General features: G+C 58.1%; 14 protein-coding genes and 1 pseudogene. 8 read left to right on the forward strand and 7 right to left on the reverse strand.

Annotated elements, in window-relative coordinates:
* Window positions 1-42: 42 nt before the first annotated feature.
* Both NW851_RS11895 and NW851_RS11900 read right to left on the reverse strand, forming a co-directional pair.
* Window positions 43-870 carry a lipoyl protein ligase domain-containing protein gene (locus NW851_RS11895; protein WP_414335868.1) on the reverse strand — a complete coding sequence of 276 codons (828 nt, stop codon included), beginning with the start codon at window positions 868-870 and terminating at the stop codon, window positions 43-45.
* Window positions 827-1291 carry a YbjN domain-containing protein gene (locus NW851_RS11900; protein WP_414335869.1) on the reverse strand — a complete coding sequence of 155 codons (465 nt, stop codon included), beginning with the start codon at window positions 1289-1291 and terminating at the stop codon, window positions 827-829. Before NW851_RS11900 ends, NW851_RS11895 begins: the two co-directional genes overlap by 44 nt.
* Before the next feature lie 123 nt (window positions 1292-1414).
* Here NW851_RS11900 and NW851_RS11905 point away from each other — a divergent pair, with 123 nt between their 5' ends.
* Together NW851_RS11905 and NW851_RS11910 are read left to right on the forward strand one after the other, a co-directional pair.
* Window positions 1415-1771, forward strand: a complete 357-nt coding sequence (locus NW851_RS11905; RefSeq protein ID WP_414335870.1) for a 2Fe-2S iron-sulfur cluster-binding protein — start codon at window positions 1415-1417, stop codon at window positions 1769-1771.
* 29 nt (window positions 1772-1800) lie between these two features.
* Window positions 1801-2556, forward strand: coding sequence for a 5'-methylthioadenosine/adenosylhomocysteine nucleosidase (locus NW851_RS11910; protein ID WP_414335872.1), 756 nt, complete (start codon window positions 1801-1803; stop codon window positions 2554-2556).
* Between the two features lie 47 nt (window positions 2557-2603).
* Here NW851_RS11910 and NW851_RS11915 read toward each other — a convergent pair whose 3' ends face one another.
* Together NW851_RS11915 and NW851_RS11920 are read right to left on the reverse strand one after the other, a co-directional pair.
* Complete coding sequence (locus NW851_RS11915) at window positions 2604-3581, reverse strand: PspA/IM30 family protein (protein WP_414335873.1); 978 nt, start codon at window positions 3579-3581, stop codon at window positions 2604-2606.
* Between the two features lie 482 nt (window positions 3582-4063).
* Entirely contained in the window at window positions 4064-4882 is an 819-nt protein-coding gene (locus tag NW851_RS11920; RefSeq protein WP_414338771.1) for a hypothetical protein, read from the reverse strand.
* A gap of 114 nt (window positions 4883-4996) precedes the next feature.
* Here NW851_RS11920 and NW851_RS11925 point away from each other — a divergent pair, with 114 nt between their 5' ends.
* The 4 genes from NW851_RS11925 (at window position 4997) to lpxD (ending at window position 9566) form a co-directional block, all read left to right on the forward strand.
* A complete protein-coding gene (locus tag NW851_RS11925) occupies window positions 4997-6259 on the forward strand; it encodes a class I SAM-dependent methyltransferase (RefSeq protein WP_414338774.1) in 1263 nt (420 codons plus the stop codon).
* Between the two features lie 169 nt (window positions 6260-6428).
* Window positions 6429-7910, forward strand: a complete 1482-nt coding sequence (locus tag NW851_RS11930) for a hypothetical protein (protein WP_414338777.1) — start codon at window positions 6429-6431, stop codon at window positions 7908-7910.
* A gap of 72 nt (window positions 7911-7982) precedes the next feature.
* The gene (locus tag NW851_RS11935) at window positions 7983-8501 is read left to right on the forward strand and encodes a DUF4330 domain-containing protein (protein WP_414338780.1); all 519 of its coding nucleotides are present in this window, start codon (window positions 7983-7985) and stop codon (window positions 8499-8501) included.
* Window positions 8502-8516: 15 nt separating this feature from the next.
* Window positions 8517-9566 carry a UDP-3-O-(3-hydroxymyristoyl)glucosamine N-acyltransferase gene (gene lpxD, locus NW851_RS11940; RefSeq protein WP_414338783.1) on the forward strand — a complete coding sequence of 350 codons (1050 nt, stop codon included), beginning with the start codon at window positions 8517-8519 and terminating at the stop codon, window positions 9564-9566.
* A gap of 39 nt (window positions 9567-9605) precedes the next feature.
* Here the strand turns inward: lpxD and NW851_RS11945 are convergent, their stop codons facing one another.
* On the reverse strand, window positions 9606-10031 hold the full coding sequence (locus NW851_RS11945; protein WP_414338786.1) for a DUF1499 domain-containing protein: 426 nt from the start codon (window positions 10029-10031) through the stop codon (window positions 9606-9608).
* A gap of 128 nt (window positions 10032-10159) precedes the next feature.
* Here NW851_RS11945 and NW851_RS11950 point away from each other — a divergent pair, with 128 nt between their 5' ends.
* Both NW851_RS11950 and NW851_RS11955 read left to right on the forward strand, forming a co-directional pair.
* Window positions 10160-10855: a Uma2 family endonuclease gene (locus NW851_RS11950; protein ID WP_414336032.1), complete on the forward strand. Its 696-nt coding sequence runs from the start codon at window positions 10160-10162 to the stop codon at window positions 10853-10855.
* Window positions 10856-10896: 41 nt separating this feature from the next.
* On the forward strand, window positions 10897-11643 hold the full coding sequence (locus NW851_RS11955; protein WP_414338790.1) for a Uma2 family endonuclease: 747 nt from the start codon (window positions 10897-10899) through the stop codon (window positions 11641-11643).
* Between the two features lie 42 nt (window positions 11644-11685).
* On the opposite strand, the gene NW851_RS11960 is transcribed toward NW851_RS11955, so the two are convergent.
* Complete coding sequence (locus tag NW851_RS11960; RefSeq protein ID WP_414338792.1) at window positions 11686-14379, reverse strand: class I SAM-dependent methyltransferase; 2694 nt, start codon at window positions 14377-14379, stop codon at window positions 11686-11688.
* Window positions 14380-14415: 36 nt separating this feature from the next.
* Window positions 14416-15363 (reverse strand): annotated as a pseudogene (locus NW851_RS11965) (glycosyl transferase family 1); the annotation flags it as partial.

Genomic DNA, 15363 nt, shown 5'->3' on the forward strand with positions numbered 1-15363 from the left:
CTCCCAGAGGGAGAGGGGGGAAGTGGATCTTGCCGTTCTCTATCACTCAGGGTCAGCTATCCCCGCCGGATCCTCCCAGTGAAGCGGATCCGGCCAGGTTTCTTCTTGCCATTCCACCTCAAAGCACTCTTGGGCCATTTGGAGAAAATGTTCGATCAGTTCAGGGATCCCCGGCGCTGTGGGGCAAAGGTCGTACACGCCAATCACCTGAGAGCCGGGCAGGTATCGTTCCCACAGCTCGAAATTGGGCCGCAACAGCAGGGATCCCTGTTGCAGGATCCCCCAGGGTTGCCACAGTTGGGCGTTGCCCATCAGCTTTTTGCCCTGCCAGCTCAGATCGGCGCGGGTACGGGCGGCGAAGCAACTGACTTTGTTGTGGTAGCCCGGGTCTGGGGTTAGGCGGTTCTGGCCAGCAGGTCGGTCGTGAGCAGAAACGCGTGGATCCACCGCAATGCCCAGCGCTGCCAGGCCCTCTACCCAAAAGCGGCAGCAGAAGTCGTACACGCAGGCCCGCTGCAAACGGGGCAGCCGACGTTGGAGGTAAGAAAGGGGCAGCACCAAGCTGTAGGTCAGCTCCGCTGCCTCTTCAGCCGCCTGGTGCAACACCGCCCGTCCGCCGGTGGGCCGGCGCACCACTGGGATCCCTGGCGCTGAATCGGGCCAGGCCTGGTGCCGCCCTAGGGAGAGGGTGAGCCGATCCCAGCCGTAGAAGCGCAAACAGGGCCTGGGAGCATGGCGCAGCCGCTGCAAAAGCCAGGCATCTTGTTCCATCTGCCAGCCGCCAGGAGCCACGCGATAGGGCAGCCAAGCTCCCTGGGATCCCATCTCAAGTGGGGGGAAACTCTGCTCGCAGCGGCTCGTCGTATTCATCGGCCAGGCTGGCGACAATGGTGACGGCCCGCGAGATCTCGCCCGCACTGATCCCCTCGAGAGTGCGGTAGTGGTTGAGGACTACTTGGTTATTCCAGATGCAAAAACGGGCTTCCAGAGTGTCGCTCCAATTTTTCTCCAGCAGCTTCTGCATGAGCTTAGCCGGCTCCGCCACCGGCAGAGAGAGAACGGGAGACCACACCAACAGAGTATCTTCGGGGGATTCGCCGCTCAGGTGGACGAACACTTCCGCAGTGCCGTAGGTGAATTTCCAGGTGTGACCCTGCTCGTGGTTCTCGTAGGCGGCATCTTCCTTGAGGCTGGAAACCACCGCCGAGACGACCTCAACATAGCGAACAGGTTCCTCCAACACCGGAAAAACCTCTGGAGAACGGTCAATGAGCGGCTCGCTGTAGGCCATGATCTTTCCCCTACTCCCTGTCTAACCACCTTAACTATACTGCCTAGCCCTCCCACCTACCTGCCATGCTGCCGGATCCGGCTCAGGCCAGAATAGGACTGTTCGCGGTTAGGAAGGTTGCCTATGCCCCAGATTGACGTTCAAGGACGCACCCTCACTTGTGAGGCGGGCGCCAACCTGCGCCAGGTGCTGCTGCAAGCCGGGATCCCGCTCTACAACCCGCCGGCTCATATCCTCAACTGCCGCGGTCTGGGCACCTGTGGCACCTGTGCCGTACAGATCGAAGGGGCTGTTTCCCCCATGGGCTGGCGAGAACGGGCCCGCCTGTCTTTGCCACCCCACCAACTCCCGTCCACTGCGGCGGCCCAGGGCGGCAACGGGCTGCGCTTGGCCTGTCAGGTGCAGGTGCTGGGAGATCTCAAAGTCACCAAATGGCCGGGCCTGTGGGGACACCGGATCCCGCCCGCCTCTCAAACCTAAGGATTCTAAAAAAACCTGAGGGAAGCCCTATGGAAGCTCCATCCCACCCCTCCCAAAAGGCTGTCGGCATTGTGGGAGCCCTGCCGGAAGAAGTGGCCATGCTCACCCAAGCAATGGAGATCCATTCTGTCCATACCCATCTGGGGCGGCAGTTCCATCAGGGATCCCTGGCCGGACAACCGGTGGTGGCGGTTCAAGGAGGGGTGGGCAAGGTGCGGGCGGCAACTACGGCAGCCCTGTTGGTGGCCCACTTCCCTTTGCGGGGCATCATCTTTACCGGCGTGGCCGGGGCCTTGGCCGATCACCTACAGATGGGAGATGTGGTGCTGGCCCACACTGCCATCGAGCACGATTTCGGCACCGGACGGCCCGAAGGCTTTGTCCTGGGGATCGACTTTATTCCCGAGCTGCGCCACCCCCTGGCTGAGGCCGACAGTGCCCTCTACGACTTAATCGTGGCCCACCCGGAGCGGATCCCTCTCCACCCTCTGCAAGGTCGGGATCCCATCATTTATCAAGGCTTGGTGGCCACCGGCGATGTGTTCGTGGCCGACGCCAACCTACGCCGCCAAATCCGCGAGCGCACCGGGGCTCTGGTGGTGGAGATGGAAGGGGCGGCTGTGGTGCGGGTGGCACAAGAAGCCGGGATCCCTTGTCTGCTGGTGCGCTCGGTCAGCGATGCAGGAGACGACGCCGATTTCTTGAGCTTCTTTCAGACGGCGGCGCTCAATTCGGCGGCAATCGTCCACACGGTTCTGCAAAGCCTGCCCCAGACCTTGCTGTAGCCCGGCTGGACAGAGCAGAGGAGGAGTTGGGCTTGGCCGCGCTCACGTCAGTTGTTCATCTCCCGCTCCAGCTTGGCCATCGCGATCTGGCTTTCCAAGCGGGAAATGCCCTCGCGGATAGCTGTCGCCTGGGCCTCAACCTCGTCCAGGGAGCGACGAACCGCCTCTGCGGCACTCATGTGTTGGTTCCGCTGCACCAAAGCCTGGCGCGCCAGTTCGTCCTGGTCATGTTGGCTGGCCTTCTCGGCTCTGACAAACCAATCCTCAGCCTTTTGCAGCAGTTGATCGTACTGCCGTTCCAGTTGTTTGCAGCTGGCCAGCGTTGTGGCCAGGCTGCGCCGCAGTTGTTTCAGATCCCGCTCCATCTGGCGGATGCTCGCGTTTTTCTGGCGAGGCTTTTTCCACAACACTTTGCTCAGGCCCACCATCACCACTGCTGTGGCAATGCCCACGCCCGCTGCCGCTGCCGGGTTTTCCCGCAGGAAGGAGCCGTCCAAAACGTTGGATCCCGCAAAGGCCGAGGTTTGCGCGGCTGTCTCCCGAAACTCCCAGGGCATCACCGGATTGCGTTGCTGCCAAAAACCTCGGCGCGCCGCCTGGGCCAATTCTTGAGCTTCCAGGTAGCGCTCCCGGTTGGCCCCGTACAAAAAGCGCTCGTAAACCGCCGCCTGCCCCTGGCGCAGCATCTCCAAATTCACCAAGCCCTCAGAGTTGTACACCTGGGCAATGTGCAGCCCTTCCGGCGTGACGTAGAGGGTATCCACCTGCACCAGGGATCCCGGCGGCAGCAGGCTTTGCAAAGCCTCTTGTGAGAGCCGCCCCCAGCGTCCCTGCGTCAGCTCCGGCGCATCCACATAGGCAAGGCGAAAACGGGTGGGCCTGCCGTTCAAGTCTGCCCAAAAGGTGTCCCCATCCACCACCGACCGTACTCGCGCTGTCGCGGAAGATTGGGCCGCTGCAGGGAGGACAAACCAAGTGCCCGAAAGGACAGCCGCCGTCATCAGGAGAGAAGTTCTTGAGGCCATGGGGATCACTCCTAATTGCGCAGAACAACAAAAGTTAAGAAATAATAAGAAATGGGGAGGCTGCGGGAACCCGCCAAAAGCCTGAGGCGTCTTCGCAGACTGGCAGAAGCAAATGGGCTGCTGCTTCCTCGGAAAGAGGCGCCAGAGCCAATAACTCACCCGCGTCAGAGAAAGCAACTTCTCCGACGCGGAGCTTGCCCTTCTGCAAAAGTCGGCTCCCAGGATGAGAATTTGGGTTAGAGTCTAGCTCACCTCTTGGGGCAACGTCACAACCCTAGATGGCAATCTTTGTCCAGTTAGCTTAAAGAGTTTCCCTGACTGGTTCCCGCCGCGGGTGGCACGGTGGCAGCACGCTGAGACCTCTGTACCAACAAGTCTGGGAAGCGTGAAGCCCGTACGCTATCGGTTCGCGCAGCGTGCTGTAAGCCATGTTGTGTTGACTCAACGAAGATGAGGGTCGGGAGTGCGTCACTGGATTGGAATCACAGGCGCAAGCGGTAGGGCTCTTCCTCAAGTCCACTGGGCAGAGGCGGCGGGAGAATCTCGATCTCGCCCGTGGGCAACGTGCGCAGCACCGTCCCCAATTGGGTCAGTTGTTCCAGAACAAACTGGCGGGTATCCCGGTCGCTGGTGGCGTTAAACACGCTTAGCCAGACATCGAAGCGGGAGCGGCGGCTGAGGGGGCTGCGGGCGATGTTGTCCCCCAGTTGGCGAAAATCGTCACCGGGCAAGCCCACCTGTTCCCGCCAGGCGGCGGCTTGGTAGTAGTCGCGGCGGCCCGCTTCCGCATCCCCCAAAAACATGAAGTTGATCAGGGCGCGATCCACGTAGAGCCGCCAGGCATCGGGGTTGTTTTGGGGGTTAAACTGCTGCAGGCCGCGATCCAAAATCTCGACGGCTTTTTCCGGCTGGCCAGCCTGATAGGTCAACACCAAGCTGGAGAGGCGGTAGCCTAAGAAGAAATTGGGATCCAGCCGCAGCATGTGGTCGAAGTACTCGTAGGCAAGGCCGTAGCCGGTTTGGGCGCGAGCAGGGGCGTCGCCGTAGTACTGGATCAGCTCCAGCCACAGCCAGGAGGCGCCCAGGTTGCGGTAGCCCAGCCAGCCCAGGGTGGTGGCCAGGGCAATGTTGCGGTTTTTGCGGGCCTCGGCATTTTCCAGGGCCTCTAGATTGATTCGCTCCAGCATCGGCACCTGCAGCCGTACCACCAGGATCCCGCACAGCAGCGCCCCGCCCACGGCGGCCAGGGTACCTGTCAGGGAGAAACGGGAGCGGCGACGGGGCAAAGCAGCAGCAGTCATGGCCAGTTCTCAGCAGATCTCTATTGCTCGGCAGCGCCGCCGCGACCAGCGGCTAGACTCAATCATAGCGATGGCCTTGCTTCTCTCGATCTCCCTTGCACTTTTCCCCTGCCGATGACCAGATCTGCTCTCTCGCCTGCAGACCGGGCCCTCAGCCTCTACGAGGCCCTGCCCTACCCCAATGTGCCCCTCTCCCAGTCGGCCCGCAATGCCTTGGGGGAGATGTTCAAGATGAGCTATACCACCGCCCAGTACCTGCGCACCCACATGCTCGTCCCGTCAGAGGGCAAGGTGATGCTTAACGCCGGCTGTGGCTCCGGCTGGGAGACGCTGATGATGGCGGAGGCCAATCCGGGCGCCCAGATTGTGGCTTGTGATCTGTCGCCGGCTTCCGTCAAGCTCACCGAGGAACGCCTGCGCCGCCACGGCTTCACCGATGTCCAGTGCTACGTCCTCAACGTGCTGGAGCTGGATCGCCTGGGGATCCAGTTCGATTTCATCAGCCTGAACGACGTTCTGTATTTGTTGGCAGATCCCACTGAGGGCTTGCGGGCGATGAAAAAGGTTCTCAAGCCCGAGGGCATTATTCGCGCCAATCTCCACAGCCGCCGCCAACGCCAGGTGTTTCTCCGCCTGCAGGAAGCTTTGCAAAAGGTGGGGCAATTCGACGTCCCGCCAGCAGTAGGCGCCAAGAACGTGCGGGAATTCATGGGATCCCTGCAGGAAGAGGTGACCAAGGCAGTGCTATGGAACCCGGCCAACTATACCGAAGACGCCGCCATCCTGAACAACTATCTGCTTGCCAACGACAAGGGATTTACGATCCCCGAGGTGTTTGGCATGTTGCAGCAGGCAGGGTTGGGCTTTTTAAGCCTGGTGGATATGCCCGACTGGTCGGTGGAGTCTCTCTTTAAGCAAGTGCCGGAGTTTGTGCGGCAACGGCTGGAAACCCTCAGCGTTATGGAGCGGCTGCACCTCTACGAGCTGATCCGGCCTGCCCATCGCCTCATCGACTTTTGGGCCGAGCACGCCGGCTCTTCCCTGGTGCTGCCTTGGACGGATGCGGATTGGCTGACGGGATCCGTGCAGTTTAACCCCCTGCTGATGGGCAATACCCGCTTCCACCAGGAGTACAACAAGGCCCTGCAAGAGAACCGCCCCTACGAAATGCAGTGGACAGGGGCCACCCACGGGCGGATCAGCATCCCTGCCGAGAAGGTGAGATGGCTGGCTCCGCTGCTGCAGGGGCCGACTCCGGTGGCAGAGCTGATTCAACGGGTCGTCGAGCTGGGATCCCTGACGAAAGAACAGGCAACCGACGAGGTGTTGACCTTCCTGACGGCGTTGGAAGACTTTCTCTTTGTCATGCTGCAGTAGAGCCGTTTACCCGTTCCCGCTCCAGCCCAGCTCCCCTCTCCCTCTGGGAGAGGGGCTGGGGGTGAGGGCAGTCTCCCTCTGGGAGAGGGGGCGGGGGTGAGGGCAGTGGCCCCAAGCGCCTGAAAGGTGCCTTAATCTGGTTTGAGATGTCGAGAACTGTACGACCCGGATGCCTGCCTGGCCGGCACGTCGTTTCTATGCAGCTCTGCAGCGAGGGCTGACCCAGCCCTTGGATCGCTGGGTAGCCGGGATCACCCTCTGCAACTTGGCGATTGGGGTGATCTTATTTTTGCTGGGCAACCATACGGCCCCCTATGTGCGGGATTTCAACTGGCAACAGCAGCGGGTGGGATCCCAGGAACTGCAGATGGTGCTGACCTTCAACCGCCCTATGGATGCGGACAGCGTTGCAGCCAACTTGGAGATCCAGCCGCCTCTGCCGGGCCGGATGCGCAAGCTGGGCCGCCGCTTTTTTTGGACGCTGACAGAGCCGGCCCCCTACGGCCAGACCTACCGGGTGCGCCTGCAGGCAGCCGTGGATGAGCGGGGCCAGCCCATGGTGCGACCTTTTGAGGGGGAGTTTCGCACGCCGGATCGGCAGTTGTTGGGGATCGGCACGGAAGCAGACCAACGGGGGCGGCTGTTGCTCTTTAACCTGGAGACGGGATCCACCACGTTGCTGACGCCGGCGGGGCTGAAGGTCACCCAAATGCAGCCCAGCGCCGATGGCCGCTTCGTCTACTACTTTGCCACCGCCACCAGCCTGCAACACCAGGATCTGTACCGGCTGGATCTGGAGGATCAGTCTTCCCAGTTGCTGTTGGATCACCAGGGCTACCAGAACCTGCGCTTCCAGGTCTCGCCGACAGGGGAGCTGGTGGTAGCGGAGCGGATCCCCCTGCAACGGGATTCCCTCGCCCCTGTCCAGACAGAACTGTGGATCCAGAAAACGAGCCGGGATCCCTTCGAGCGTCTGGAGCTGGATACGGCTTTGGGGGGAGACTTTTTCATCAGCCCTGACGAGAGCAGCCTGCTCATCTCCCAGGGGCAGGGGGTGGGGATCGTGCCCTTGCACCCGCGGGCGGCAGCCGAGAGCTTTTTGGCCCAGTTCGGCCAAACCTTGGCCATCCGTCCCGACGGGGCTTTCGGGGCTTTGCTGCGCTTCAATCCCGACTACACCCGCAGCCTCTTTATCGTCAGCAATACCGGCACCAGCGAGGAGATTTGGGTTACCGAGGGATCCGTAACCAAAGGAGCTTTTTCGCCGAGGGCACCCGTCTTTTACGGCTTGGTCAGCGAGGCCGAGTTTGTTGGTGAGGGCGCGTTGGAATCTCTGGCCTACACCGAGTCCCCCCGCTTGCTGGCAGTGGTGTTCGGCAGCGGGAGGGCGGGCAAGACCGTAGAGGTGGGGCGGGCCGACTACCCCTTTGAGCTGGACTTCAGCCTTTCCCCCGATGGGCGCATGCTGGCCTACACGCTTTTGCAGCCCTTGCAAGAGGAGATCCCGGATCCCTGGGCCCCCCTCAGCCGCACTGGGCAAGCAATCCGCAGCGGGCAAGTGTGGCTGGTGGACTTGCAAGATGGGCTGCCGATCCCCAACAGCCGTCGCCGCCTGCCGCTGGGCAGCAGCGCCCTGGCCTGGATCCCTTAGGCCAAGCAGGAGAGGCCACCTGGGGAGCAAACCTGCCTAGAATCAAAACAGTGTGGTGGAGGAGAGGGGGCTATGCGGCTCATTGACGGACAGGGACGTCTTTTGGGAAAAGTCAGTCTCCTGGATCTGGGGGCGCTGGCGATTGTGGTGGCGGCCATTGTCGCCGTCTTGTTTTTGCCAGGGCGGCAAGCGGGCAGCGTCGTCCAGGTGGGGGGCGGCCCCACGCTGCCGGTGGAAGTGGACATGATCGTGCGCGGGATCAGCAGCCGCTCCATGGAACCTTTTCAGGTCGGACAGAAGGCTGACTTGATCATCCGCAACCAGCCCTACGGCCAGGTGGAAGTGGTGCGGGTGGAAAACGTCAGCCGCACCGTGCCGGTGGTTTTCCCCGATGGACGGGTAGAGAACTTGCCTGACCCCGAGCCCTATCGTTTTGATCTGGTGTTTACCTTACGGGGACGGGGCCAGCGGACCGAGAACGGCATCGTCCTGGGCAACAACCGCGTCAAAGTTGGCGTTCCCCTGGAGCTGGAGACTTTTAGCTACAACTTGCGCGGCACCGTGATGGATGTGCGGCTGCTGCAATCGTAGAGGACACCAACCCTGATGCAGCTACAGGAGATCGCCCAAAAATTGGGATGCGCCTACGAGGGGGATCCCACCCTCGAGATCCGCGGCGTGGCTAGCCTGGCGGAAGCTCGCCCAGGCGAGCTGAGCTTCCTCAGCGAAGACCGCTACTTGCCCCTCTTGGAGCAAACCCAAGCCAGCGCCGTCATTGTGGGCGAATCTATAGCTTTACCTCGCCCCATCCCCTGCCTGCGGGGCAGGGATCCCCGCTTGCTCTTTGCCCAGGCCATCGAGCTGTTTTACCAACCCTATCGCCTGCCCACCGGGATCCATCCCACAGCCGTGATCGATCCCAGCGTTGAGTTGGGGGAGGGAGTGGCCATCGGGCCGCATGTGGTGGTGATGGAAGGGGTGAAAATTGGCGACTACACCCAAATCCACCCCAACGTAACCATCTACCCCCATGTGCGGGTTGGATCCCGGTGTCAGCTTTTCGCCAACTGCGTCATTCACGAGCGCACAGAGATTGGCGATGATTGCCTGATTCACAGCGGCGCTGTTATCGGCGACGACGGCTTTGGTCACATTCCCCTCCCCGATGGCTCCTGGCGGCGCATGCTGCAGGCGGGCCGGGTGGTGCTGGAAGACGGTGTAGAAGTGGGCAGCAACACCACCATCGATCGGGCCGCCGTCGGGGAGACCCGTATTGGCCGCGGCACCAAGATCGACAACCTGGTGCAGATTGGCCACGGTGTGCGCACGGGATCCCACTGCTTAATCGTCGCCCAGGTGGGCATTGCCGGCAGCACCCAGTTGGGCCACCACGTCATTTTGGCCGGGCAATGCGGCCTGGCCGGCCACCTGCACATCGGCAATGGCGTGCGTGTGGCCGCTCAGACGGGCGTTACCAGCGACATCCCTCCTGGCCAAACCGTGGCCGGCTACCCCCATCAGCCCATTGCCGAATGGCGCAAGAGCATGGCAGTTCAGCGACATTTGCCTGAGCTGCAGCGGGCCCTGCGCAAGCTAGAAGCCCGTGTGGCCAAGCTAGAAGAGAACCATGCAACAGAGGAATCGGAAAGACCCTAGCCAGGAGTCATCCACCTTTCTCACCCCAATGGCGGTGCTTTACTCCTGTGACAACAAGGACTGCAGAGTGTTCAGGTACTCGTTGATGTTGCGCCGGTTGCCGCCGAAATCGTATTCCCCAATACGGCCCACCGAAGTGATGTGCAGACGAGTATGGCCGGGATCCCCTTCGATGGGCGACAAGGAAACCGTCAGATCGTCCACGAACTTAAAAAAGTTGGTGCGGGAGATCCCTTTCACTTCCAGCGCCTCGGCATTCACAGACAGCAGCTCGCCTCGCTTCCAGACTTGAAAAGCCTGTTCAGCCGCCTTCAACACCTGCTCTGGACTGGCTGCAACCACAACCTCCTGTTGGGCGCGGTTGTAAGGGGATCCGCCCAGAGTGGCTGCTTGCACAGAGGGGATCCCGCCTGCCCAGGCAAAAAGCAGCGCTGCCAAGAGCACCAAAGGTTTCCAGAAAGACATGAGAGCAGGAAAAGAGGTTTGCACCCCTCATTATGCCTCTCTTTTCTAGAACGTTTTTCCCCTTCCGCTGACAGGTTTACCTATGGGCTAGCCTATAGCTCAATCAACTTACCTGACCTGCGTGCCTCATGCTGGCCCCAGAGAAAGTCCAAGAAAAGACAACTCCCCTCACCCGCCAGCAACTGGCGGAGCTCATGCCCTCGGCCCAGGGGCTGCTCAGCGATGAACCGGAAATGGAACACTCCCTCCACGCCCTGCAGCTTTTGATTCTGGTGAGCTGCCTCACCCGCCTCTGGCAGGATCGCAACGACTACTTCCTCGCCTGGAACCTCACCGTTTACTACAGCCGAGAGCAACTCAAAAGCAAAGACTTCCGCGGCCCAGATCTGTTTTTGGTCAAAGGGGTAGAAAACCGCCCCCGCCCCTCTTGGGTGGTGTGGGAAGAAGGGGGCAAGTACCCGGATTTGATCGTCGAGCTGCTTTCGGAATCAACAGCCAAGGTGGATCGGGGTGAGAAGCGGGAGCTTTACGAAAGGGTTTTTAGGACACCCGAGTACTTCTACTTTTCTCCCGAAACGCAGGAGTTTATGGGTTGGCGACTGAGGGGGGAACAGTACGAGGAGATTGAGCCAACGGAGCAGGGGTGGCGCTGGAGCGAGGTGTTGGGGCTGTACCTGGGCATTCACAACCGGCAGCTGCGGTACTTTTTCCCCAATGGTGAGCTGGTGCCCACACCAGAAGAAGCCGAAAAGATCGAACGGCAACGGGCGGAGCGCCTCGCCCAAAAGTTGCGAGAACTGGGAGTGGATCCCGATACTTTGTAAAGGAAACTGGCCAGCCCAAAATACCTATCGGAGAACTGGCAATGACCAACCCCAAACCGATTATTGAGGTGCCGGATCCGGTTAATCTACCCGACTGGCCCCCTACCCAAGACGAGCTCCCCTACGACGACGGCGTACCTATGGGAAGCTGGCGACACAAGTGCCAGATGGACTTGCTCATCTCCGTCACCCAAACCTGGCTGCAGCAGCGCCCTGATGGCTTTGTCAGTGGCAACATGTTCCTCTACTACAGCTTGGAGCAGACCCGCAGCCGCAATTTCCGAGGGCCTGATTATTTTGTGGTGCTGGGAGTGCCCAAGGGCGAGCGCAAAAGCTGGGTGATCTGGGAGCAGGGCAAAGGGCCAGACGTGGTGATTGAGCTTCTTTCTCCCAGCACTGCCCAGGATGATAAGACAAGCAAAAAGCAGCTTTACGAGCAAATTATCCGGGTGCCGGAGTACTTTTGGTTTGACCCGTTTGAGCCAGAAGACTGGGCGGGGTTTCGGCTGAGGGGCGACCACTATGAGCCGATTGAAGTCGATGCAGAAGGTCGCCTGCCGAGCGCAGTTCTGGGACTGTACCTGGTGAAATGGGAAGGCAGGTTTCGGGACATCGAAACCACATGGATTCGCTGGGCCACGCCTGCTGGAGAGCTGGTGCCCACCGAGGCCGAACTGGAGCGGCAAAGGGCTGAACAAGAACGGCAACGAGCCGAGCAGGCCGAACAGCGGGCGGAGCGTCTGGCCCAAAAGCTGCGAGAACTGGGAGTGGATCCCGATGCACTTTAAAGCCTCCCCCCCCTCAAGAGGGTTGAGGATAGGCGGCAAATCCTACTGAGCAATCAACAAAACAGGCAGCTTCTGGACAGCTGGCCGTAGTCCTTTGGGAAAACGCTCCCGCTTCAGAGGGTAGCGGTAGTTCATATGCTGAATCAGCCTCTCCCACTGCCAAGGGTTCAAGCCAGACACCACAGAACAAAGCGGCTCCTCAGCTACTTCCTCTCCTTTCTCCATAAGTTTGAGGATTACATTCCCCGCCGCCATTTCTAGTGTTTGATTGGCTAGCTGTGGATCCGGATCCCCTGGCAAAATAAGAGCATAGTCTTTTGGATTTGGGCTTAGCAAGATCTGCTCCAGCAGCTTCTCCAACTCCTGCACAAGCTGCTCCGCTTCTAGCTCCCAGTAAGGGAAAAGAACGACGTTAAACTTGCTCAGACGGATCCCTTGCGGAAGTGTAGCTTCTGTTAAGCTATCTCTCACTACTGGCAGGTTCTCAGCCAGGCTCACCCAGACTCCGGTATAGTCAATACTATGTAACCGAAAGAAAGCCCCAATTTCTCGTTCAAAGTCGTGGACAGCTTCTCGACATCCCTGCCAATGTCCGTAATCATCGATTTGGATAAATCCTTGGGAGTTAACCTGCTCATAAAGATTCTGAAAGATATCCATTGTGGACTGGTACCAGTCAGCGTCCGCGTGTAGAAAAGCGATCTCGCCTACCTGGTCACGGTAAGCTGGCAATGTGTCAGCAAACAGTCCTTGAACAGGAACAATGAGATCCCAAACTCCTAGTTCCCTGCTGATTACCTCCAAGTTCTCCGAGACAGGAGCCCCCAAAGCTCCAGCTCCATAGGGAGTATCATTGGCAAGAAATCCTCTGTAATCTCGGTCTACTTCTGTTGGCTGAGGCATTCCTGAGAAGGTGTCGAAAGCGTAGACTTTGCGGGGTCGGCGGCTGTAGTTTTTGATCACCCAAGCCAGCAGTGCAGAGCTGCCTCCTCTGCAAACGCCACACTCAACAAAGTTCCCAGGGATGTCTTCTTGGCAGACTCGCTTGGCTAAGGTGTAGAGATTCCAGAGACGCTCAAAGCCCAAAAGGGTAAAGGCCTTAACCTTTTCCAAAACTCTCAATAACTCAAGGTTGCATACCGGGTATCCCTTCAAATGCTCTGGTAGTGTCCAATCAACAGCAGGATCCGGAATATGCTCCACAGGCTGGACGTTACCCCGCCAAGCGACGCCCATGATCTGCATGGTTTGGTAAATCATCGTGTTCCAGCCTCGAGCCCTTAGGTGGTTTAAGCCCTCAGCTACATCCGGTGAAGCAAGGTCATGAAAGAGAATTAGAGCATCTTCAGCAGCGTAGCGGTCTGCCACCTGAGCATCTAGCAGAGGAGCTGGCGCGTCATGATTTCCATCGATGTAGATCAAAGACCAGCGGCGGTTCTTTTCCCGAGCAATCTCTTCTGCCTTCTCTGGGCTGTAGCCGGGATACAGGTTGACATTGGAGCGAACTCCTGCCAAGCGGAGAGACTGATCCACACTTTCATAAATCTGAGGATTGGCCAGAGCAGGATCCACTACATCAAGAACAACTCCTCCCGATGCAAGGTGAGCAGTTGACCAACCTAGCCAACACCCAATCTCCAAAGCAGGTTTTCCTTGGAACTTAAGAGCGGTATTGTACAAGATATGTGCTTCATCTCGGCTAACAAAGCCAATAAGAGGTTGACGTAAGTCTGCGTGCGAAAGATGGGGAATCTCTTTTCGCAAGTAGGGCCAAGGGTGAGAGCTTGGATCCACTACAGTCATTAGAGGGAAGCTATAGTCAAGATGTATTCTCCTCTGGTTATTCGATACATAGTCATATCTTTTAATCGGGAGAGAGTTCTTGCCTGGATATCGTAAGCTGGCTTCAACCTTAAAACCTTCAGTTGTAAGTACAATATGAGTTGGTCTTGTCTTAGCATCGGCCGTAAGATGTACAATCCCTATTGGTTCGTGAGGCGGAAAAGGATCCACCCATAGCCTCTTTTGAGGATCCCATAAAGGTAGCTGATAGTGAGCCAACCAATTACAATTGAGTGGTAGAAGCTCAACTCTATCCAAACCTAAATCCTTGTAGATAGAAACATTTAAAGCAAACTGATCCGTCCATAAATCGAAGCATCTGAGGATAGCTTGCTCTACTCTTTTTCCCCATGCCGACCAGTGAATAGATTGTCTAGCTCCGGAGAATACACCAGCGTTCAGCAATGGCTCTATATCTAGACGATTAAACTCGGTGTGATGGAAGTATTTGTGGTAGTGCCAGGTTATCCAGGTTTGCATCCAGAATCTGTTGACATGCTTAGCTACTAACTCGGTAACTATTGAAAATCCTTTTCTTTTTGCTCCTAGGGTGAGTAGCTCAATTGCAGACCAATCTTGGAGCCAAGCGTCTGCGTCAATCCAAATATAAACCTCGTAACCTGGAAAATACTCAGGTAAGAATGGCCTGGATGCCAGAGCTTTAAGGTAGTTAGGTTGGCTGTTACTACTTGGGATATCGTAATTCCAACCTGGCTCAATAATATGGTCAACGTACTGACTTATCCACTGCAACTGCTCTAGCGTGCAGCCTGTATCGAGAAATCCAATGTCCACAGAATACCCCTGCGGCTTTTCCCGGATAGAGAGGATAGTCCCCTGGACTAACTCAAAAAACTTGCTGTCTGCGCTTGTAACAACGATAGTTGAGTTCATGACTTTCGCATCTCCTCTCTTTTCAAGAGTCTACTCCTAAGCTCTGCGCAGATAGCAGAGGGATCCTCTTTGACCAGCTATGATCTCCCCCTGCCAGATCATGTGAGAAGGATCCAGCATCTGGTCAATCTGCTTGCGGGCTTGCTCCGAGCCAAACTCCACATAGATGACCTTGACGTCTTTGAGCCATGGCTCCAAACTGGCCAACACCTCCACCCCCTGCCCACCTGCAGCCACCCTGAGCACATCGATGTGCTCCAGACCTAGCTCCTGCAGGGTTGCCTTGGCTTCCCGAAAGACCAACACCTGCTCCACTCCCCACTCTGTTTGAGAGTCTTCTGGCCAGAGACGACGAGTCCTGAGGCTATTCTGCCCTGCTAGGCCCACTGGATGCACATGGCAGTTGCCCAAACTAAGAGCATTCTGCTGCAGCAGGTGTAAGGCTAAGGGATCCACCTCAAAACAATGAATAACTGCATCCGGGCAAAATCCGCGAAAACAGACACTGGCAAGTCCTACGCCAGATCCAACGTCAACGACAGTCTTCACTTCGGAAATAAATGAAGGAAAGTTAAGATAAGTCGCCCCATAAAAAAGTGTCTCCTCGTGGAGGCGTATCACATACTTAAACTGATTTATGGTAAAATTCTGCCGCCGCGTTTCCATCACTCGACTTGCCTCGGTAAAAAGAAGCTGATGATCTTCTCCTAAGACAAAGGCAAAGCTGGCTTTGAGGGGCTGCTTCAGTTTCTGGAGATCCTCAACCGTGCACACAGCCACATCAAACACCGGCCAGCTTGCTGGCTCTCCTGTTAGCTCATGCACCCGCTCGGCCACGCCCCTCTGCTGCAAGAGAGCACAGGGATCCACAAAGCTCCCTTCCCCATACAGCTCCAGGCGTGGCAAATCCAGCAAATCAGCGGCAATAACTTCAGGACAACTTCGACCAACAAACACCTTGAGCCGCTCTTGCACCCGATGCAG

The organism is Synechococcus sp. H55.7 (genome assembly GCF_047462395.1).
In the GTDB taxonomy this organism is placed as follows: domain Bacteria; phylum Cyanobacteriota; class Cyanobacteriia; order Thermostichales; family Thermostichaceae; genus Thermostichus.